This is a genomic window from Sphingobium sufflavum (assembly GCF_021403115.1).
Taxonomy (GTDB): domain Bacteria; phylum Pseudomonadota; class Alphaproteobacteria; order Sphingomonadales; family Sphingomonadaceae; genus Sphingobium; species Sphingobium sufflavum.
This window is the reverse complement of sequence record NZ_JAJSSH010000002.1, coordinates 112,694-134,166: the sequence shown is the minus strand read 5'-3', so window position 1 is coordinate 134,166 and position 21,473 is coordinate 112,694. Positions and strand designations below refer to the sequence as shown.

Here is a 21,473-nt window from a genome sequence, read left to right as displayed (position 1 = left end):
AGGGCGCAATATGGGCCGCCGGAACGGAGGGTCAAGCCGGGTTGCCAGATTTTTTTGCCGCCCGCATCCTCCCTGACACGAAGCGTGCGGCGATTGCGGCAGCACACGCCATGTTCTAGACATCGGTCCCTATCGGCCAACCCCATGATCCGGCCGGATGACAGAAGGAATGACGGGTGGGATTCATCAAGGGCGCATGGCGTCTCCTCATGGTCGTCAAGGACGCACTGGTCCTGTTGTTCCTCATCGGCTTTTTCATCGCCATCTATGCCGCCATTTCCATGGTGCGACCCGCCCCCGCCCCGGCACGGGGCGCACTGTATGTCAGTCTGGACGGTGCACTGGTCGAACAGCCAGCCGGTTCCGATCCGCTCAGCGTCATCGGCGCACCGGAGTCGGCGCCCGAATACCGGCTGCGCGACGTGGTGCATGCGGTGGAGACGGCGGCAGGCGACGATGCGATCAAGGCTGTGGTCATCGACCTGTCGCGCTTCACAGGCACAGGCCATGTCGCCGGGCAGCGGCTGGGCGCGGCGATGGACAAGGTGCGCCGCGCAGGCAAGCCGGTCCTCACCTATGCCGTGCAATATGACGATAGCGGATACCAGATCGCGGCCCATGCCAGCGAGGTATGGCTATCCCCCTTCGGCTTCGTGGCCATCGCGGGGCCGGGCGGCAGCCAGCTCTATTACAAGGGACTGATCGACCGACTGGGCGTCACAACCCATATCTACCGCGTGGGCACCTACAAGAGCTTCGTCGAACCCTATATCCGCGCCGACCAGTCGCCTCCGGCCAAGGAGGCCGCACAAGCGCTTGCTTCCTCTTTGTGGAGCAACTGGATCGCCAATGTCCACGGCGCCCGGCCCAAGGCGCAGGTCGCCGCCTATGCCGCAGACCCGATGCTCGTCGCCCGCGATTTCAAGGGCGATGCGGCCAAGGCAGCCCTCTCGCGCGGTCTCGTGGACAAGCTGGGCGACGACTATGGCTTCAACGACCGAGTGACGGAGATTGCCGGCGCAGACCCGGAGAATGACGGCACCTATGCCTCCATCCCGCTGGAGGACTATTTGCGCCGTCATCCCGCCAGCCGCGATCAGGGCAAGGTCGGCGTCGTGACCGTCGCGGGTGAAATCGTGGATGGCGAAGCCGGACCGGGCAGCGCGGGCGGTGACAGCATCGCCGCCCTGATCGACAACGCGCTGGCCGATGACAAGATCAAGGCGCTGGTGGTGCGCGTCGATTCTCCCGGCGGCTCGGTGACAGCGGCGGAGGCGATCCGCCAGTCGGTGATGCAGGCCCGCAAAGCCGGATTGCCGGTCGTCATCTCCATGGGCAATGTCGCGGCCAGCGGCGGCTACTGGATCAGCACGGCGGGGCAAAAAATCTATGCCGAACCGTCCACCATCACCGGTTCCATCGGGGTGTTCGGTATCCTGCCCAGCTTCGAGGGGACATTGGCCAAGATCGGCGTGACCAGCGACGGCGTCCGCACCACGCCCCTGTCCGGCGAACCCGATGTGACGGGCGGGGTCAGCCCCGCATTCAATGCCATCGCCCAGTCCACGGTCGAGCATGTCTATCGCCAGTTCGTGGGACTGGTCGCCTCCGCACGGCATCTGCCCGTCGATCAGGCAGAGAAAATCGCGGAGGGCCGGGTGTGGGATGGCGGCTCTGCCCGGCAATTGCGGCTGGTCGATGCGTTCGGCGGGCTGGACGATGCCGTGGCGGAGGCGGCGCGGCGCGCCAAGCTGACCGGTACCGATGCCCGTCCCCGCTGGCTGGACCCCACACTCGACCCTGTCTCGCAATTTCTGGGGTCGGTCAGCGCACGGGCCGGGACGAAAGCACGCCCGGCGGCGCTCGACTGGCTGACCCTCCAGTCGCGCAGGCGGGAGCAGGCGGCGCAGGGGGCATTGGTGCAGGCGCGGGCAATGCTGTCCGGGTCCGCGATCCGGGCGGACTGTCTGGAGTGCCGGGGGCTGGGCGGGCCACCATCCACCGTCGCAAAGGCGGGCGCGAACGGCGGGATCTGGGGCTGGCTGGGCGCGTGGCTGAACGCCCGGTAAATTGGCGCGCCCACCGGTGATCCTGCGTCGGACAAGGCCAGAAGATGCCGCAGCCCTAGCCGCCCTTTCTGCACCCTATGTCCGCGATACGGCGATCACGTTCGAGACCGATCCGCCTGACGGCGCGACCATGACACCGCGAATCGCCGACGTACTGGGACAACATCTGCCCTGGGTCGTGGCGGAGAAAACGGACGGCGGGATCGCTGGCTATGCCTATGCCGGACCCTTCCATGCCCGGCACGCCTATCGCTTCACCGTGGAGCCGACCATCTATCTGGCACGGGATGCAATCGGCCGGGGACTAGGCACGCGCCTCTATCACCTGCTGCTCCAGATATTGGCGGAGTTGGGGTGTCGGCAGGCCGTCGCGCTGATTGCCCTGCCCAATCCTGCGAGCGTCGCACTGCATCGACGCTGTGGCTTTCGGCAGACCGGTACCCACAATGCGGTCGGCTGGAAGTTCAACACATGGGTCGATGTAGGACTGTTCCAGCGGGCGCTGGGGGATAGGGATACCGGACTGCCGAGAAAGGGCGTCAAACGCTGTCGGAGAGCGGGAGTTGGGAGGCTCTGCCGTGAGCCGAGCATCCGCACGGAAAGGACATCGTTCAGGATGCCGCCTACCCATCATGCCCTGCGGAGAGCCGCACCGGAAACCAAACGTCGACCGCAACTGTGCCCCTGCTAACCCAACAGATGTGGCGAAGTAGGGACAATCAACCAACAACCCGCTTCACGCTGCTCCGATCGCGCGGGCGAAACTATATCAGAGCGGTTTCGCCGGATCAGGGCTGCGTCAAGCCGTCATGCCGCGCGATGAGAAGACCTTGCTCCGCATGCCGGTCCATGCCGACCGCAGCGACCGCCTGCGCAACGGGGACATCGACCGACATGCCCGTCGACAACATGGCCGAGAGCGCCGCGACCACCACAAGGGCAGCGATGGAATAACGATTCATATTGAAATTCCGACCTTTTTGCTTGTCCCCACCTAGACGCATCGGCGTCCCACGGGAACCGCAACCAAGGTCGTACCCGACCGGGAACCATCCCGAAACAGGACAGTCCGTCCGCGCCCGTCCCCTTCGAGCCTGCCAAAGAGGGACGGACGGGCACGGATGGCTCACATATGGATGGGCTTGCCCCGCACGGCCATCGCCGCTTCCTTAATCGCTTCGCTGTGCGTGGGGTGCGCATGGCAGGTGTAGGCGATGTCCTCGCTCGACGCGCCAAACTCCATCGCCTGTGCCGCCTGCGCGATCATCGTGCCCGCGGGCGCACCGATGATCCAGACGCCCAGAACCTTGTCCGTCTCGGCATCCGCGATGATCTTCACGAAGCCGTCGGTGTCGCTGATCGCCTTGGCCCGGCTGTTCGCCATCATCGGGAACTTGCCGACCTTGACCGCGCCCCTGGCCTTCGCCGCTTCCTCGGTCAGGCCGACGCCGGCGATTTCCGGGTGGGTGTAGACCACGGACGGGATCACGTCATGGTTCACGATGCCGGTCAGGCCCGCAATATTCTCCGCAACGGCGACGCCCTCATCCTCCGCCTTATGGGCGAGCATCGGGCCGGGGATCACATCGCCGATCGCCCACACGCCGGGGACGCTGGTGGCGAAATCATGGTCCGTCTCAATCTGACCGCGCGCATTGAGCGCCAACCCGATGGCGTCGAGGCCCAGCCCCTCCGTATTCGGGCGGCGGCCGATGGCGACCAGCACCGCATCGGCTTCCAGGGTCTGCGCCTCTCCACCCGCTGCGGGTTCGACAGTGACGCTGGCGGTCTTGCCCTTGACGCTAACGCCCGTGACCTTGGTCGAGGTCTTGATGTCGAAGCCCTGCTTCTTGAAAATCTTGGCCGCCTCGGCGCGGACGTCGCCGTCCATACCGGGCAGGATCTGGTCGAGGAATTCGACGACCGTCACCTTCGCGCCCAGACGGCCCCAGACGGAACCAAGTTCGAGGCCGATGACACCGCCGCCGATCACGACAAGGTTCTTGGGCACGGCGGGGAGCGCCAGCGCGCCGGTGGAATCCACCACCACGCCGCCATCATTGTCCACGGTCACGCCGGGCAGAGGGGTGACGCTGGAACCGGTGGCGATGACAATATTCTTCGCGGTGACGCTCTTGCCGCCCACTTCGACGGTGTGGGCGCCGGTAAAGGTGGCCAAGCCCTTCAGCCAGTCGACCTTGTTCTTCTTGAACAGATATTCGATGCCACCGGTCAGGCCCTTCACCGCGTCATTCTTGTCCGCCATCAGGGCAGGCAGGTCGAGTTCGACGGAGCCGAGCTTCACGCCATGCTTGGCAAGCGCACCCGATGCCGCCTCATGATAGAGGCCCGATGCGTTGAGCAGCGTCTTGGACGGAATACAGCCGACGTTGAGGCAGGTGCCGCCCAGCGTCGCCCGGCTCTCCGCGCAGGCGGTCTTGAGGCCAAGCTGCGCGGCCCGGATCGCGGCGACATAACCGCCGGGGCCTGCGCCGATCACCAGGACATCATAGTCGAACTCAGCCATGTTTCACTCCGTCACCCGTTCCGCCACGGGGCATTGTCTATAGTGCAAATGACAGGGCCGCGACATGCGCGGCCCCGAAGCTCATTCTCAAAGGTCGATCAGCAACCGCGTCGGATCCTCGATCGCATTCTTGACCGCGACCAGGAAGGTCACGGCTTCGCGGCCGTCGATCAGGCGATGGTCATAGCTGAGCGCGAGATACATCATCGGACGGATGACGATCTGGCCGTTGCGGACCACGGGGCGGTCCTCGATGCGGTGCAAGCCCAGCACGGCGGACTGCGGCGGGTTGATGATCGGCGTCGACATCAGCGAACCGAACACACCGCCGTTGGAGATGGTGAAGGTGCCGCCCTTCATATCTTCCATCGTCAACTGGCCTTCCTTGGCCTTCTTGCCGAAATTGCCGATGGTACGCTCGATCTCGGCGACGCTCAGCTTCTCCGCATCGCGGATGACCGGAACGACCAGACCGTTGGGCGCGGACACCGCGACCGAGATGTCGGCGAAGTCATTATAGACGATCTCGTCACCCTCGATCTGCGCATTGACCGCCGGAATATCGCGCAGGGCCAGCGTCACCGCCTTGGTGAAGAAACCCATGAAGCCCAGCCGGACGCCATGCTTCTTCTCGAACAAATCCTTATATTTGTTCCGCGCCTCGATGACATTGGTCATGTCGACATCGTTGAAGGTGGTCAGCAGCGCCGCCGTTTCCTGCGCGCTCTTCAGCCGCTTGGCGACGGTCTGGCGCAGGCGGGTCATCTTGACCCGCTCCTGCTTGCGCGTGGCCGGGACAGCAGTAGCAGCGACCGCCTCCACCGCAGCAGCCGAAGCTGCCGCTGCAACCGCCGAGCCGTCCGCGATCGCGGCGGTCACGTCATCCTTGGTCAGACGGCCGTCCTTGCCGGTGCCCTTGATCTTGCTGGGATCGAGGCCATGCTCCAGCACCAGACGGCGAACTGCCGGGGACAGGGTGACGCTGTTGTTATCCTCGGCCGGGGCGGAGGCGGCAGGCGCCGGTGCGGCGCTTTCCGCCTTGGCGGGTGCGGCAGCCGCAGCGACGGGCTTTGCGCCCGCGCCGCCTTCCTCGATGGCGGCGATGACGGTGCCGACGTTGACGGTATCGCCTTCGGCGACCAGCTGCGCGCTCAGCACGCCCGCAACGGGCGATGGCACGTCGACCGCAACCTTGTCCGTCTCCAGGCTGACAATGGGTTCATCCGCCGCCACCACGTCGCCGGGCTTCTTCAGCCACTGTCCAACGGTCGCTTCGGTCACGGATTCGCCCAGAACGGGCACTTTGACTTCGATAGCCATGGGAATGATCAGCCCTTCTTCTGGCGTTTGATTTCGTCGCGGACACTATGGCCCAGCGCGTCGGCGATGAGAGCGCCCTGTTCGGCAAGGTGACGCTTGGCGAGGCCCGTGGCGGGCGACGCCGACGCCTTGCGACCGGCATAGCGGGCGCGCATCGGCGCCTTGCCAGCGGCATCCAGCGCCTGCTCGATGAACGGTTCCACGAAGAACCAGCCGCCATTGTTGCGCGGCTCCTCCTGGCACCAGATCACCTCTTCCAGATTCGGCATGCGCGACAGACGCACCGCCAAGGCTTCGGTCGGGAAGGGGTAGAGCTGTTCCACGCGGACGATCTGGGTGTTCTTGTCCCCCGCCGCGTCACGCGCCTCGATCAGGTCATAACTGACCTTGCCGGAGCACAGCACCAGACGCTTCGTCTCCACGTCTGGTGCCGGATTGGTGTCCGACAGCAGGCGCATGAAATGCGTGTCGCCCTGGAAGTCCGACGCCTTGCTCACCGCCAGCTTGTGGCGCAGCAGCGACTTGGGCGTCATGATGATCAGCGGCTTGCGGAACGGACGCAGCATCTGGCGGCGCAGGATGTGGAAATAGTTCGCAGGCGTGGTGCAGTTGGCAACCTGGATGTTGCCCTCCGCGCACAGTTGCAGGAACCGCTCCAGACGCGCGGAGCTATGCTCCGGCCCCTGCCCCTCATAGCCGTGCGGCAGCAGGCAGACGAGGCCGTTAGCGCGCAGCCACTTGCTCTCCGACGAGGCGATATATTGGTCGAAGACGATCTGCGCGCCGTTGGCGAAGTCGCCGAACTGCGCTTCCCACAGCACCAGCGTCTTGGGATCGGCCATGGCGAAACCATATTCGAAACCCAGCACGCCATATTCGCTCAGCGGGCTGTCCAGGACCTCGAACCGGCCATGCGGCACGGTGGAGAGCGGGATATATTTGCTCTCCGTATTCTGGTCGACCCAGACCGAATGTCGCTGGCTGAAGGTACCGCGGCCCGAATCCTGACCCGACAGGCGAACGCCATAGCCTTCCGACAGGAGCGAACCAAAGGCCAGCGCCTCACCGGTCGCCCAGTCGAAATTGGCACTGCTGGCGAACATTTCCGTCTTGGCGTCGAGAATGCGGCGCAACGTCTTGTGGACGTTCACGCCCTCCGGCACCGTAGTCAGCGTCTTGCCCAGGCTGTCGAACAGCTTGGGATTGATCGCGGTTTCCACATTCTGGCGCGCGGTTTCGGCGTTGGCGGGCTGGTGCAGGCCCGACCAGCGACCCGCGAACCAGTCGGCCTTATTCGCCTTGTAGCTCTTGGCCGCGTCGAACTCTTCTTCCAGCTGCGCGACAAAGGCGTCGGTGACGCCCTGCGAATAGCCCGCGTCGATTACGCCCTCGGCGGTCAGGCGCGCGGCATAGACTTCGCTCACCGGCGGATGCTGGCGGATCTTCTGGTACATCAGCGGTTGGGTGAAGCCCGGCTCATCGCCCTCATTATGGCCGAAGCGGCGATAGCACCACATGTCGATCACCACGTCGCGGTGGAACGTCTGGCGATATTCGATCGCAATCTTGCACGCGAAGGTCACCGCTTCCGGGTCGTCGCCGTTGACGTGGATGATCGGCGCCTGCACGCCCTTCGCCACGTCGCTCGGATAGGGCGAGCCGCGCGAGAATTGCGGGCTGGTCGTAAAGCCGATCTGGTTGTTGATGATGAAATGGATGCAGCCGCCGGTGTTATAGCCTGACACGCCGGAGAAGCCGAGGCACTCCCACACAATGCCCTGTCCGGCGAAGGCCGCGTCACCATGGATCAGCACGGGCAGAACCTGGTTATGCGTACCGATGTCATCGCGGAACACCTGCTGCGCGCGCACCTTGCCCAGCACGATGGGGTCTACCGTCTCCAGATGCGACGGGTTGGGGACCAGCGACATATGCACCTTCACCCCGTCGAACTCGCGGTCGGTGGAGGTGCCGAGATGATATTTCACGTCGCCCGAACCGCCGACATCTTCCGGGTTGGCGGTGCCACCGGAAAATTCGTGGAAGATGACGCGGAAGCCCTTGGCCATCACATTGGCCAGCACGTTCAGGCGGCCACGATGGGCCATGCCATAGACGATCTCGCGCACGCCCTGCTGGCCACCATATTTGATGACCGCTTCGAGCGCGGGGATCATGGACTCGCCACCATCGAGGCCGAAACGCTTGGTGCCGACATATTTGCGGCCCAGGAATTTTTCGTACTGCTCACCGTGGATGACCTTCGACAGGATCGCCTTCTTGCCCTCTGGCGTGAAGTCGATCGACTTGTCGGCGCCTTCCATCCGATCCTGAAGGAACACCCGCTCCTCCACGTCGGCGATATGCATATATTCTAGGCCGACATTGCCGCAATAATTGGCGCGCAGGATGTTCACGACCTCGCGGATCGTGCCCCACTCCAGACCGAGATGGCCGCCCAGATAGACGCGGCGGTCGATGTCCGCACCGGAAAAGCCATGATATTCGGGCGTCAGATCCGCGGGCAACTCACGCTGGGTCAGGCCCAGCGGATCGAGATTGGCCGCGAGATGGCCCCGCACCCGATAGGTGCGGATCAACATCATCGCGCGGATCGCATCCGCCGCAGCGACGGCGATATCGGCATCGCCGATCGGCGCGCCAGATTTTTTCGCGGCAGCCTTCACCGCGACCGCCATCTGGGTCGGGTCCAGCGCGGCCGTCAGGTCATCCGTGGTGTCGAGCGGCCACCCGCGCCGTTCCCAGCTCGGCCCCTGCTCCACTTCGGCACCGGGCAATCCGTCGCCTATCTGACCTTCATATCCCATTGCCGTTTCCAATCGCCTGCGTTAGGGCCGATGATGGTAAACCTGTTTACCTGTCACCCGCCGTGCGGTTCGCCCCCGTTCGTCCGTTCATCCATGGAGCGGACCGGACCCCTTCCCGAAGGCCGGTGAGTGCGCGCGTGCGCCCCTCATTTCCGCTTCATTTGCGCCACGAGGCGACAAACACCTGTCGCCGCCTTGCCGATCATCGTCAGCCATCCGGTCGGAACCGCCACGCCGCGGCAGCGGTTCCGACCCGACAGATCAGCCCTTGAGCACTTCGACGAGCGTTTCGCCAAGCAGGCTGGGGCTGGAGGAAACGCGGATGCCCGCTGCCTCCATCGCCGCAATCTTGCTCTCGGCATCGCCCTTGCCGCCCGACACGATCGCGCCGGCATGGCCCATACGACGGCCCGGAGGCGCCGTGCGGCCCGCGATGAAGCCAGCCATCGGCTTCTTGCGGCCACGCTTGGCCTCGTCGATCAGGAACTGTGCAGCCTGCTCTTCCGCGTCGCCGCCGATTTCGCCGATCATGATGATCGACTTGGTCTCGTCGTCGGCCAGGAACAGTTCCAGCACGTCGATGAAGTTGGTGCCGTTGACCGGATCGCCGCCGATGCCGACAGCCGTGGTCTGACCCAGGCCTGCGTTCGTGGTCTGGAACACCGCCTCATAGGTCAGCGTGCCAGAGCGCGAAACGACGCCGACCGAACCCTTTTTGAAGATGCTGCCGGGCATGATGCCGATCTTGCACTCATTGGGGGTCAACAGGCCGGGGCAGTTCGGGCCGATCAGGCGCGACTTCGAACCGGACAGGGCGCGCTTGACGCGAACCATGTCGAGCACCGGGATACCCTCGGTGATGGCGACGATCAGCGGGATTTCCGCGTCGATCGCTTCCAGGATGGAGTCAGCCGCGAATGGCGGCGGCACATAGATGACCGAAGCATTGGCGCCCGTGGCGTGCTTGGCTTCGGCGACCGTGTTGAAGTTGGGCAGACCGATGTGGGTCGTGCCACCCTTGCCGGGGGTCACGCCGCCAACCATCTGCGTGCCATAGGCCAGCGCGGTCTCGGTGTGGAAGGTGCCGGTCGCGCCGGTCATGCCCTGCGTGATGACCTTGGTATTCTTGTCGATGAGAATGGACATATATCCCCCTTTTCGGGTCGGTGACGTCTATGCGGAAAGGCGCGCCCGGCCTTCTGGACCGGACGCCCCTTGTTCGTCAGGCCAGGCTGGGGTCGATGCTCTTGCAGGCAACAAGCAGCTCCTTGACGGCGTCGATCGACACCTGAAGGCCGGCCTTCGCCGTCTCGTCCAGCGTGATTTCGACGACTTCCTCGACACCACCGGCGCCGATGACCACCGGAACGCCGACATACAGGCCATCAAGGCCGTACTTGCCGTCGACATAGGCAGCGGACGGCAGGATGCGCTTCTGGTCACCCAGATAGCTTTCAGCCATCGCGATGGCGCTGGCGGCCGGGGCATAAAAGGCCGAGGTGCCGAGCAGGCCGACGATCTCGCCGCCGCCGACGGCGGTGCGCTTGACGATGGCGTCGATACGCTCCTGCGTCGAACGACCCAACTTGATGAGGTCGGGGATCGGGATGCCCTTGATGGTCGAATATTCGGCCACCGGCACCATCGTATCACCATGGCCGCCCAGCACGAAGCTGGACACGTCACGCACCGAAACGCCAAACTCTTCCGCGAGGAAGGTGGAGAAGCGCGCGGAGTCCAGCACGCCCGCCATGCCGACAACCTTGTTGTGGGGCAGGCCGGAGAATTCGCGCAGCGCCCAAACCATCGCGTCGAGCGGGTTGGTGATGCAGATCACGAATGCGTCGGGGGCGTTGTTCTTGATGCCCTCGCCAACGGCCTTCATCACCTTGAGGTTGATGCCGAGCAGGTCGTCGCGGCTCATGCCGGGCTTGCGCGGCACGCCGGCGGTGACGATGATCACGTCCGCGCCTGCAATGTCGGCATAATCGTTGGTGCCAGTCACCTTCGCATCAAAGCCTTCAACCGGACCGCACTGCGACAGGTCGAGCGCCTTGCCCTGTGGGACGCCCTCGGCAATGTCGAACAGGACCACATCGCCCAGTTCCTTCTGCGCGGCGAGGTGCGCGAGCGTGCCGCCGATATTGCCAGCGCCGATCAGCGCGATCTTCTTACGGGCCATCTGGTCCTCCTTAAAAGCATATGAGCCGCTTGGTCGGAGGACCGCTTAGGCCCATTGGGTTAAGGATTCAATGCAGATTCGCGGCAGCGAACCATCTATTTGTGATAACAGTTCGCAATATCAATGACTGCTATTCCTCGCCACCATGGCCGAGCGCGAGATAGTCAAGAGACCGCATTTCCATGAGCCGGGAAACGGTCCGCTGGAACTCGAAAGCCCCGTCGCCGCTGGGGTAGAGAACTTCCGGTTCCGCCTCCGCGCTGGCCAGCAACTTGACCTTATATTCGTAGAGTGCATCGACCAGTGTGACAAAGCGGGCCGCTTCGTTGCGATTTTCCGCACCCAGGATCGGAATCCCCACGATGACGACCGTGTGGAAATGCCGCGCGATGGCGAGATAGTCGCTCGCCCCCCGCGCATCCGCGCACAGCCGCTTGAAGGAGAAGACGCCGACACCTTTCAGACTCTTGGGCACATGGATCGACCGACCGCCATGGACGGGCACATCCTCCGATGGCACATTCTCCCGGTCGCTGGGGGGATAGTCGGTCAGGCGGAAAAAGGTTTCGCTGAGTTCGCGAGTCGCGGCGTCGCCGTTGGGCACCAACCACGTGCGCGCACCCGCCAGACGATCCAGTCGATAGTCGACCGGCCCGTCGAGGGTGATGACGTCCAGCCGCGCCTTCAGCAGGTCGATGAACGGCAGGAAAAGATGCCGGTTCAGCCCGTCCTTGTAGAGGTCTTCGGGCACACGGTTGGACGTTGTGATGACCGTCACATTCGCGTCGAGCAGCCCCGCGAACAGTCGCGACAGGATTGCCGCATCGGCCATATTGTTCACGACCATCTCGTCGAAGCAGAGGACGCGCGCCTCCGCCGCGATGCTCTCCACCACCGGCGGGATAGGATCGCCTTTTTCCGACTGGCGCGCGATACGCAGCCGGTCGTGGACGTCGAGCATGAATTCATGGAAATGTGCGCGGCGCTTCGGACCGACGGTCAGCGTGTCGTAGAACAGGTCCATCAGCATCGACTTGCCACGCCCGACACCACCCCACATGTAGAGGCCCCGCACCGGCTCCGGCTTCTTCTTGCCGAGCAAACGGGAAAAGAGGCCGCCCCCATCCTTGCCGCCGCCACCCGCCTCCAGCGCCTTCGCTATGCCGTCGAGTCGCTCGGCGGCGGCACGCTGGTCGGGATCGGGGCGAATCTCTCCGGCGGCAACCAGCGCCTCATAGCGGGCAAGAACGCCGGTCACGCCTTTACGCTGGTCCGCTCGCTGGCCTTGCGAAAGGTCGCGGTGGCAGCGGCGACCGGAGCATCATCCTGCCGAAAAGTCATCCGCACGAAGAATAGTCGACCGGTTTCCTTGAGAATCTCGACATCCGCGAACAGCGCCGGACCGACCTTGCCGGACCCCAGAAACTGCACTTGCAGGTCGATGGTGACACCGCCCAACTGCTCCGGTCGCCCCAAGGCCTTGAGCGCCGCGAAGCCGACATGATCCGCCACCGCCGCAATATAGCCGCCATGCAGCGCACCCATGCGGTTGCGATGAAACGGCCGAGTTTCCACCGCGACAGTCGCGCGATGGGCGCCTTCCGGGCGGCTGTAGCTGGGGCCGATGATGCTCAGATAGGTATCAGGCTCCTCGTCTTCATGACGAATCCACCCGGCCCACGGCCCATCGGCAACCAGTTCCGCCACGAAATCGGGTCCAGTCAGTTTCGATCCAATCAGACCGCGCGCTCGACCATCATCTTCTTGATCTCGCCGATCGCACGCGCCGGGGACAGGCCCTTGGGACACACATTCGAGCAGTTCATGATGGTGTGGCAGCGATAGAGACGGAAGGGATCCTCCAGCTCGTCCAGACGCTCGCCGGTATGCTCGTCGCGGCTGTCGGCCAGCCAGCGATACGCCTGGAGCAGGATCGCCGGGCCGAGGAACTTGTCGCTGTTCCACCAATAGCTGGGGCAGCTGGTCGAGCAGCAGGCGCACAGGATGCACTCATAGAGACCGTCGAGCTTCTCGCGGTCTTCCGGCGACTGGAGCCGCTCCTTGCCGGCGGGCGGCGGGGTCACGGTCTTCAGCCAGGGCTGGATCGTCTGATACTGCGCGTAGAAGTGCGAGAAGTCGGGAACGAGATCCTTGATGACGTCCATGTGCGGCAGCGGCGTGATGCGCACGTCGCCCTTGCCGCAATCCTCGATCGCGGTGGTGCAGGCGAGGCCGTTCTTACCGTTCATGTTCATCGAGCAGGAACCGCAGATGCCCTCGCGGCAGGAGCGGCGGAAGGTGAGGGTCGAATCCTGCTCATTCTTCATCTTGATGAGCGCGTCGAGAACCATCGGACCGCAGTTATCCGTATCGATCTCGAAAGTATCGTAGCGGGGGTTCTCGCCCGAATCGGGATCGTAGCGATAGACCTTGAACTTCTTGACCTTGGTCGCGCTGGCGGGCGCCTTGTGGGTTACGCCATTTGCCCTGATCTTGCTGTTGGCGGGCAAAGTGAATTCGGCCATGTCGCAATTTCCCCGGTGTGGAACGGTCCTTTGGATGCCTCTCCTATGCTGCGTGCGCGAAAAATCAAGGATTGATGGCTTTTGCGAGTGGGTCGCAGGCAACCAGGCCGGATGGCACCTTTTCATGACGGATGCGTTGCCATCCCATGACAGACGAATATCCGAGCCGGGGCGTGCCATGGTCCTGATCCTGCACGCCAGCGACCTGCACTTCGGTGCGGAGGACAAGAGTGCTCTCGACTGGTTCCGAACCGAAGCGGAAGCACGGCGACCCGACGCTATCCTCATCACCGGCGACCTGACCATGCGGGCGCGGCGCAGCGAGTTTTCCGCCGCGCGCGACTGGCTGGCATCGCTGGCCGCGCCTGTGTCGGTGGAGGTGGGCAATCATGACCTACCCTATTTCGACATCGCCACCCGTCTGATCGCCCCCTACCGCCGATACCGGGCGGTGGAGCGGTTCATCGAACGGCCGCTGAGCCTGCCCGACGTCGCGGTCGTGTCTCTCCGCACGACCGCGCGGGCGCAATGGCGATTCAACTGGTCGAAGGGGCATGTGACGGACAACCGCGTCGAGAAAGCCGTGGCGCTGCTGGCCGCGACCCCGGCCCGCCACCGGCTCGTCACCTGTCATCATCCGCTGGTGGAGGGTGGCACACGCGGCACCGCGCGCACGCGGGGCGGCGCACGCGCGCTGGCCGCGCTCGCCCGTGCGGGGGCCAGCGCCATATTGTCGGGCCATGTCCATGATCCGTTCGATACGGTGGTGGAGGCGGATGGTCACCCCATCCGGCTGATCGGCGCAGGCACCCTGTCCGAACGGGTGCGGGCGAGCTGGCCCAGCTTCAACGCCCTCACATTTGACGGCCCATCGCTGGAGGTGGCAGTGGTGACAGCGGTCTGACGACGCTTCCGGTGGGCGCGACATCGGCCTATGCTCGGCCGCATGACGACATGCCGCACGCTCGCCTTCGCCCTCCTCCTGTCCCTGCCTGTACCCGCCCTTGCCCAGACAGCAGCAGAGGCGGCGCGAATCGACCGCATCCTGAAACGCACACCCCTGATCGACGGCCATAATGACTGGGCGGAGGCGCTGGTGGACAAGGCCGGAGATGCGCGCTGGACGCTCGATCTCAACCGGCTCGACCCGAAAGACTATGACACGGATATAGAACGGCTGCGGCGGGGCCGGGTCGGCGGGCAATTCTGGTCGGTCTATGTGTCCGCCAGCCTGCCGGGACTGGAGCAGGTCAAGGCGACGCTGGAACAGATCGACCTCGTCAAGCGGCTGGCGCTGCGATACCCGCAACATTTCACCCTCGCCCGCACGGCGGCGGACGTGCGGGCCGCGCACAGGGCGGGGCGGATCGCGTCCCTGATCGGAGCGGAGGGCGGCGGACAGATCGACGAGAGCCTGTCCGTGCTGCGCGCCTATCATGACCTGGGTGTCGGCTATCTGACGCTCACCCATTTCAAGAGCATCAGCTGGGCGGACAGTGCGACGGACGATCCGAAACATGGCCCCAGAGGCGGGCTGACCGAATTCGGCAAGACCGTGGTGCGGGAGATGAACCGGCTGGGCATGCTGGTCGACCTCAGCCATGTCAGCGAGGGGGTGATGCGCGACGCCCTCCTGACCAGCGCCGCGCCGGTCATCTTCTCCCATTCCAGCGCGCGGGCGCTCTGCGACCATACGCGCAACGTGCCGGACGATGTCCTGCGGCTGGTGGCGAAGAATGGCGGCATCGTCATGGTGAACTTCGCGCCCCAATATATATTGGAGGCCCGGCGCCTGTGGGGCGGCGCCCGCGCGGCGGAGGAGGCGCGCGGCAAGATCCTCTACACCGGGGAGCCGGACCGGGCGAAGGCGGCGATGGCGGCATGGCTCACGGCCAACCCCGAACCACGGGCGACCGTGGCCACCGTCGCAGACCATGTGGAGCGTATCGCCCGGATTGCAGGCCATGACCATGTCGGGCTGGGCGGCGACTATGACGGGCTGGCCGTGCTGCCGGAGGGGATGGACGGGGTGGAAAGCTACCCCCGGCTGTTCGCGGAACTGATCCACCGTGGCTGGACCGACGCCGAATTGGCGAAACTGGCGGGCGGCAATATCCTACGGGTGATGGAGGGAGCAGAAGAGGTGGCGCGGGGAATGCGCGGCTGGCTGCCCGCAACCGCCAGACCGGCGAAGCCGTAAAGGCCTCCCCTGCCCCGCACGCCGCTCCTCGCCTCAGAACAGCGTCGTCACCCCATAAAATAGCGCGCCCACCGCCGCCGATGCGGGTATGGTGATGATCCAGGCCGTCACTACCGTCCGCGCGACGTCCCAGCGCACCGCGGAGGCCCGCTTGGCCGTTCCCGCGCCGATAATCGCCCCCGTGATGGTGTGGGTAGTGGACACGGGGATGCCCAGGGCCGAGGCGCTGAACAGCACGATCGACCCGCCCAGCGAGCTGCTGAACCCCTGATGCTGCGACAATTTGGTGATGCGCGATCCCATCGTCTCGATGATTTTCCACCCGCCCGTCATCGTACCGGCCGCGATGGCGACATAGCAGCTGATCGCGACCCAGTGCGGCACCTGGAAATCGCCGGTCAGATAGCCGGTCGAATAGAGCAGCACGGTGATGATCCCCATCGTCTTCTGCGCGTCGTTCAGGCCATGGCTGAGCGAATAGGCGGCGGAGGAGAGGAGATGGAGCGCCCGAAACCCGCGCTCCGCCTGAGACGCCGAGTAATTGCGCAGCCCCCAGCTCGACAGCAGCATGATGAGCATCGCCAGAATCATGCCGAGCAGCGGCGACAGGACGATGGCGAGCAGCGTCTTGTTGAGGCCGAACCACTGGATCGCACCGGTGCCCGCATGGGCGACGCCCGACCCGATCATCCCGCCTACCAGCGCGTGGCTGGAGGAGGACGGGATGCCCTTGAGCCAGGTCACGACATTCCAGAACATCGCCCCGCCCAGCGCGCCGAAGATCACCGCCGGGGTCACCAGATCCTTGTCGATCAGCCCCTTGCCAATCGTGTCGGCGACGGCGTGCAGCGCGGGAAAGGCGATGGTCAGGAAATAAGCGGCGAAGTTGAAGGCGGCGGCGAACAGCACCGCCTGCACCGGTCCCAGCAATCGCGTCGCGACCACCGTGGCGATGCTGTTGGCGGCGTCGTGCAGGCCGTTCAGGAAATCGAACGCCAGCGCGATGAAGATCAGGCCGACCAGCAGCGGAAAGGCAAGTTCATGCATGTCTGTTGAAGTCCGTCAGGCGCAGGGATCACGCATGGTCGATGACGATGCCGTCAATCTCGTTGGCCACATCCTCGAACGCATCGACGATACGCTCCAGATGCTTGTAGATTTCGCGGTCGACGATGAACTTCAGCGTGTCGGGCGCGCCCTCGGTCGCCTTGAACGCCTTCTTGAGGCCCGCCGCGTGAATCTCGTCGGCATGGCCTTCCATGCGCACCAGTCGCTCGGTCAGTTCGTGGAGGCGTCCGCCGTTGCGCGCAATGTCGCGCAGCAGCGGCATCGCCTCTGCGGTGATGCGCGCGGCGTCCACGATGATTGCGGCCATGTCCCGCATTTCCGGCTCGAAGCTCGTGACCTCATACAGGTCGATGGCCTGCACCGCCGCCTGCATCTCGTCGATGCTGTCGTCCAGCGATCCGATCAGGCTGGTAATCGCGCTGCGGTCGAAGGGGGTCAGGAAGGTCTTGCGGACAGTCTGGAGCACCTCATGCGTCACCTCGTCGGCGTCCTGTTCGCGCTCATGCACTTCGCGGATATGATCTTTGCGCGCGACGCCGCCGTCGAACAGGCGCGCCATCGCGTCCGCCGCCGCCATGACGCTCACCGCATGAGCCTCGAACAGGTCGAAGAAATTGCCGCTCTTGGGCAACAGCCGCTGAAACCAACCGAACATTATGCCAACCCCTGTTTTCTGCGCCACGGCGGTCAGGACGCCGCTACGCTGCGCCGCCTTGGTGAAGCCGCTCGCCCCGAAGGACCGGATGAGGTAGCGCAGATCCTCCTCCTCGACCGCGTTAGCCGCCTCAGCAAGGCTGAACCAGCGCCGTTCTCGCTCCTTGTCTTCCTTCCACTGCGGATATTCCCGCGTCACCGCCAGCGGATAGACATCCACGTCCAGCATCAGCGACGCGCCATTGCCCTTGCGCTTGCGATAGCGATAGGAGCCGAGCGGCGTCGGGCAGATGGGGCCGCACACGCCCGCCTCTTCCTCCGCCTCCTGCGCGGCGGCGACATGCGGGGCCATGCCGGACTGCGGATTGCCCTTGGGGATCACCCAACGCCGCGATTCCCGCGACGTGACCAGCAGGATGTGGACCGGCGTGTCACCCGCAGCGGTATCGGTGCGGTAGGGCAAGGCTGCGATCTGGCGAATGGCAAACTCTCCCTGCCGCTGAAATCGAAGCGGCGCGCTTAATTCATTTTTCCGATCCGCCATAGCCCAAAGCGCGCGGGGAGCGCCACGACGGAAACGGCACGATACATTGAAGCAACAGGCGGCACGGCGGGCGACGAACGGCCACCCATCGCCTGTCCCACTCCGGGACCGGGTTTTTCGGCATGGCGGCCGGGGACGGACCGGAACGCGTACCCACTTGCCGCGTTATCTTTTCCGTCGAAATGGGGGCATTGGACGTCTGTCGCAACAACCATGGGGCAACGGACTTTGGCGGGTGAGTGAGCAGTGGCGATGGCGTCGGAAAACAAGATTTTGCCTGTAATCGGCGCGTTCCTGACCGGGGGCGGTGAAATGGGCGACCGCATCGCGCGGTTCGACTGGACAGCGACCTCCATCGGGCCGCTGGACCAGTGGCCGCAAAGCCTGCGCAGCACCGTCTCCCTGATGCTGCGCAGCGACGTGCCCATGGTCCTGTTGTGGAACAGCGACGGCGTGATGATCTATAATGACGCCTATTCCGATTTTGCCGGTGGGCGCGATTCCACCCTGCTGGGGTCAAAGGTCCGGGACGGCTGGGACGAGATCGCCGAGTTCAATGACAATGTGATGCGGGTCGGGCTGGCCGGGCAGACCCTCCAGTACAAGAATCACGCCCTCTTCCTCAATCGCGATGGCCGCCCCGAAAAAGTGTGGATGGACCTGGATTATTCCCCGGTGCTGGGCGAGGATGGCCATCCCGCCGGCGTCATCGCCATCGTGGTGGAAACGACCGAGGCGGAACGCACCCGCGCCGCGCTGGAGGACAGCGAATCCCGCCTGCGCTTCCTCGACACGCTGGGCCGCGCCGTGGCGGAAAGCCGTGACGCCGACGAGATACTGGCCATCACCACCCGCATGACCGGCGAGCATCTGGGCCTGTCGAACTGCGCCTATGCCGACATGGACGCGGATCAGGATGGCTTCACCATTCGCGGCAATTGGCATGACCCCGCCGCTCCCTCCATTCTCGGCCATTATTGCCTGGCGGATTTCGGTAAGCGGGCCGTGCAGGAGCTGGGCGCGGGCCGTCCGCTGATCGTCCATGACAATCTGGTCGAACTGGCGCCGGAGGAAGCCGCGACCTTCCAGGCCATGGGCATCGCCGCCACTATCTGTATGCCGCTGGTCAAGGAGGGGCGCCTCACCGCCCTGATGGCGATTCATGACAGCGCGCCACGCCGTTGGAGCGACTATGACCTTTCGGTCATCCGCGAAGTGACGCAGCGCAGTTGGGCGCATGTCGAACGGGTCGGCACGGAACAGGATCTGCGCGACCGCGAGGCGCAACTCCGCCGGTCGCAGCAGGCGGGAGCGGTCGGCCTGTTCTCAATCGACATCGGCACCAACATCATCAGTTGCACGCCGGAATTCTGCCGCATCTTCGGGTTGGAGCCGCAGGAATTTCTGCCCGCCCACATCGTCGAAGCCCTGATCCTGCCCTCTGATGCCGCGATCGTCTCCAACGATGAACGGCGGCGCAGTGGGGCCGCACTGCTGGACGTGGAATATCGCATCCGGCGCGCCGACACGGGCGAGGAACGGATCATCGCGCGCAAGGGCGAATATGAGCGGGACGAGACCGGCAAGCCTGTCCGTCTGGTCGGCGCGGTGCAGGACACGACGGAGCGGCGGCGCATCCAGCTTGCGCTGGAGAAGAGCGAGGCGGGGTTCAGCGCCCTCGCCCAGTTCATGCCCAATCAGGTCTGGACCGGCAGGACGGACGGGCAACTCGACTGGTTCAACGATCAGGTCTACAGCTATTGCGGCCTGCCGCAGGGCGCCCTCGACGGCGCTGGCTGGGCGCAGATCGTGCATCCCGACGATCTGGAGACGGCGATCCCGCGATGGACCGCGGCGCTGGAGTCCGGCACCACCTACCAGACCGAATTTCGCCTCCGCAACGCCGAGGGGGAGTATCGCTGGTTTCTCTCACGCGCGGTTCCCCTGACCGATTCGTCCGGGATGATCCGCTCGTGGATCGGCACGAACACCGATATTCACGAGCAGAAATTGCAGGAGGCGACCACTACCGCCGACCGCAACCGCCTCTGGACCATCAGCCAGGATCTGTTGCTGGTGTGCGATTATGAGGGGCGGATCACCGCCATCAACCCGTCCGCCCAGACCATGCTGGGGTGGGAGGAGGAGGACATGGTGGGCAGACTGCTCACCGACTTCATCCACCCCGATGACCTCGCCAGCACCGCCGCCGAAGTGGCGAAAATCTCGACCGGCATCACCACTCTGCATTTCGAGAATCGCTATCGCTGCAAAGACGACAGCTATCGCCTGCTCGACTGGACCGCCGTGCCCGATGGCGACCGCATCCATGGCGTGGGGCGCGACATCACCGAACAGCGCGAGACAGAGGATGCACTGCGCCAGAGCCAGAAGATGGAGGCGGTCGGCCAACTGACCGGCGGCATCGCGCACGACTTCAACAATCTGCTGCAAGGGATCACCGGCAGCCTGGAGATCATGGAAGGACGGCTGGCGCAGGGCCGTCAGGAGGATCTGCCCCGCTGGCTGAGCGGCGCTAAAAGCTCCGCGATGCGGGCGGCGGCGCTGACCCACCGGCTCTTGGCCTTCTCCCGCCGACAGCCGCTCGACCCCCGCCCCGTCCGCGCCAATCCTCTCATATCCTCCATGGAGGATATGCTGCGCCGGACATTGGGCGAGACCGTCCAGCTTGAACTGGTCACGGCGGGCGGGCTGTGGCTGACCAAATGCGACCCCAACCAGTTAGAGAGCGCCATCCTCAACCTGGCGATCAACGCGCGCGATGCGATGCCGGAGGGGGGCAAGCTCATCATCGAGACGTGCAACGCCCATCTCGACAGCGCCTATGCCGCCCGCCAGCGCGAGGTGAAACCGGGCCAATATATCTGCATCTGCGTCACCGACACCGGCGTCGGCATGGACAAGGATGTGATCGAGCGCGCCTTCGAACCCTTTTTCACCACCAAGCCGACCGGACAGGGCACCGGGCTGGGCCTGTCGATGATCTATGGCTTCACCCGCCAGTCGGAGGGCTATGCCCGTATCTATAGCGAGGCGGGCAAGGGCACGACGATCAAGCTCTACCTCCCCCGTTTTCGCGGCGCGGACGAACCGCATGAGGCGCTGCCTACGCTGGCGGAGGCGCCGGGGTCAGAGGCAGGCGAAACCGTGCTGGTCGTGGAGGATGAAGCGGTCGTGCGCGGCCTGATCGTGGAGGTGCTGGGCGAACTGGGCTATCGCGCCATAGAGGCTGCGGACGGCGTCAAGGGACTGGAGATATTGCGCTCCGATCAGCGGATCGACCTGCTCGTCACCGACATCGGCCTGCCGGGACTGAACGGCCGCCAGGTCGCCGATGGCGCGCGCATCGGTCGGCCGGACCTCAAGGTGCTGTTCATGACCGGCTATGCCGAAAATGCGGCGCTGGCGTCGGGCTTTCTGGAGCCGGGAATGGCCATGATTACCAAGCCCTTTGCGATGGAGGTTCTGGCCACCCGCATCCGGGAGATCATCGGGGACAAGGGCGGGGCATAATCGAACGGCGACAGACGCGCCG

Annotated in this window: 16 protein-coding genes; 5 read left to right on the top strand and 11 right to left on the bottom strand. The window is 64.6% G+C overall.

Features of this window, described 5'->3' with window-relative positions; translation table 11 throughout:
* The first annotated feature begins 176 nt into the window (after positions 1 to 176).
* Complete coding sequence (gene sppA, locus LWE61_RS03835) at positions 177 to 2,069, top strand: signal peptide peptidase SppA (RefSeq protein WP_234148714.1); 1,893 nt, start codon at positions 177 to 179, stop codon at positions 2,067 to 2,069.
* 16 nt (positions 2,070 to 2,085) lie between these two features.
* Positions 2,086 to 2,760 (top strand): GNAT family N-acetyltransferase, encoded by a 675-nt coding sequence (locus LWE61_RS03830; RefSeq protein WP_234148713.1) that lies wholly within the window; start codon positions 2,086 to 2,088, stop codon positions 2,758 to 2,760.
* A 97-nt stretch (positions 2,761 to 2,857) separates the two neighbouring features.
* Here the strand turns inward: LWE61_RS03830 and LWE61_RS03825 are convergent, their stop codons facing one another.
* The 9 genes from LWE61_RS03825 to LWE61_RS03785 all read right to left on the bottom strand — a co-directional run bounded on the left by LWE61_RS03825 (position 2,858) and on the right by LWE61_RS03785 (position 13,451).
* Positions 2,858 to 3,031 carry a hypothetical protein gene (locus LWE61_RS03825; protein WP_234148712.1) on the bottom strand — a complete coding sequence of 58 codons (174 nt, stop codon included), beginning with the start codon at positions 3,029 to 3,031 and terminating at the stop codon, positions 2,858 to 2,860.
* 164 nt (positions 3,032 to 3,195) lie between these two features.
* On the bottom strand, positions 3,196 to 4,596 hold the full coding sequence (gene lpdA / locus LWE61_RS03820; RefSeq protein ID WP_234148711.1) for a dihydrolipoyl dehydrogenase: 1,401 nt from the start codon (positions 4,594 to 4,596) through the stop codon (positions 3,196 to 3,198).
* A gap of 87 nt (positions 4,597 to 4,683) precedes the next feature.
* On the bottom strand, positions 4,684 to 5,916 hold the full coding sequence (odhB, locus tag LWE61_RS03815) for a 2-oxoglutarate dehydrogenase complex dihydrolipoyllysine-residue succinyltransferase (RefSeq protein WP_234148710.1): 1,233 nt from the start codon (positions 5,914 to 5,916) through the stop codon (positions 4,684 to 4,686).
* Positions 5,917 to 5,924: 8 nt separating this feature from the next.
* On the bottom strand, positions 5,925 to 8,744 hold the full coding sequence (locus tag LWE61_RS03810) for a 2-oxoglutarate dehydrogenase E1 component (RefSeq protein WP_234148709.1): 2,820 nt from the start codon (positions 8,742 to 8,744) through the stop codon (positions 5,925 to 5,927).
* A 261-nt stretch (positions 8,745 to 9,005) separates the two neighbouring features.
* Positions 9,006 to 9,890, bottom strand: coding sequence for a succinate--CoA ligase subunit alpha (sucD, locus tag LWE61_RS03805; protein WP_234148708.1), 885 nt, complete (start codon positions 9,888 to 9,890; stop codon positions 9,006 to 9,008).
* 76 nt (positions 9,891 to 9,966) lie between these two features.
* Positions 9,967 to 10,926 (bottom strand): malate dehydrogenase, encoded by a 960-nt coding sequence (gene mdh, locus LWE61_RS03800; RefSeq protein ID WP_234148707.1) that lies wholly within the window; start codon positions 10,924 to 10,926, stop codon positions 9,967 to 9,969.
* Between the two features lie 130 nt (positions 10,927 to 11,056).
* Positions 11,057 to 12,184, bottom strand: coding sequence for a cell division protein ZapE (gene zapE, locus LWE61_RS03795; RefSeq protein WP_234148706.1), 1,128 nt, complete (start codon positions 12,182 to 12,184; stop codon positions 11,057 to 11,059).
* On the bottom strand, positions 12,181 to 12,633 hold the full coding sequence (locus LWE61_RS03790; protein ID WP_234148705.1) for a PaaI family thioesterase: 453 nt from the start codon (positions 12,631 to 12,633) through the stop codon (positions 12,181 to 12,183). The genes zapE and LWE61_RS03790 overlap by 4 nt, the downstream gene beginning before the upstream one ends.
* 29 nt (positions 12,634 to 12,662) lie before the next feature.
* A complete protein-coding gene (locus LWE61_RS03785) occupies positions 12,663 to 13,451 on the bottom strand; it encodes a succinate dehydrogenase iron-sulfur subunit (protein ID WP_234148704.1) in 789 nt (262 codons plus the stop codon).
* A 178-nt stretch (positions 13,452 to 13,629) separates the two neighbouring features.
* On the opposite strand from LWE61_RS03785, the gene LWE61_RS03780 reads away from it, so the two are divergent.
* Together LWE61_RS03780 and LWE61_RS03775 are read left to right on the top strand one after the other, a co-directional pair.
* A complete protein-coding gene (locus LWE61_RS03780; RefSeq protein ID WP_234148703.1) occupies positions 13,630 to 14,355 on the top strand; it encodes a metallophosphoesterase family protein in 726 nt (241 codons plus the stop codon).
* A gap of 42 nt (positions 14,356 to 14,397) precedes the next feature.
* On the top strand, positions 14,398 to 15,651 hold the full coding sequence (locus LWE61_RS03775) for a dipeptidase (RefSeq protein ID WP_234148702.1): 1,254 nt from the start codon (positions 14,398 to 14,400) through the stop codon (positions 15,649 to 15,651).
* Between the two features lie 33 nt (positions 15,652 to 15,684).
* Here LWE61_RS03775 and LWE61_RS03770 read toward each other — a convergent pair whose 3' ends face one another.
* On the bottom strand, positions 15,685 to 16,698 hold the full coding sequence (locus tag LWE61_RS03770; protein ID WP_234148701.1) for an inorganic phosphate transporter: 1,014 nt from the start codon (positions 16,696 to 16,698) through the stop codon (positions 15,685 to 15,687).
* Positions 16,699 to 16,726: 28 nt separating this feature from the next.
* On the bottom strand, positions 16,727 to 17,791 hold the full coding sequence (locus LWE61_RS03765) for a DUF47 family protein (RefSeq protein WP_234149058.1): 1,065 nt from the start codon (positions 17,789 to 17,791) through the stop codon (positions 16,727 to 16,729).
* 378 nt (positions 17,792 to 18,169) lie between these two features.
* Between LWE61_RS03765 and LWE61_RS03760 the strand changes: the two genes are divergently transcribed.
* Entirely contained in the window at positions 18,170 to 21,451 is a 3,282-nt protein-coding gene (locus LWE61_RS03760; protein ID WP_234148700.1) for a PAS domain-containing protein, read from the top strand.
* Positions 21,452 to 21,473 lie beyond the last annotated feature (22 nt).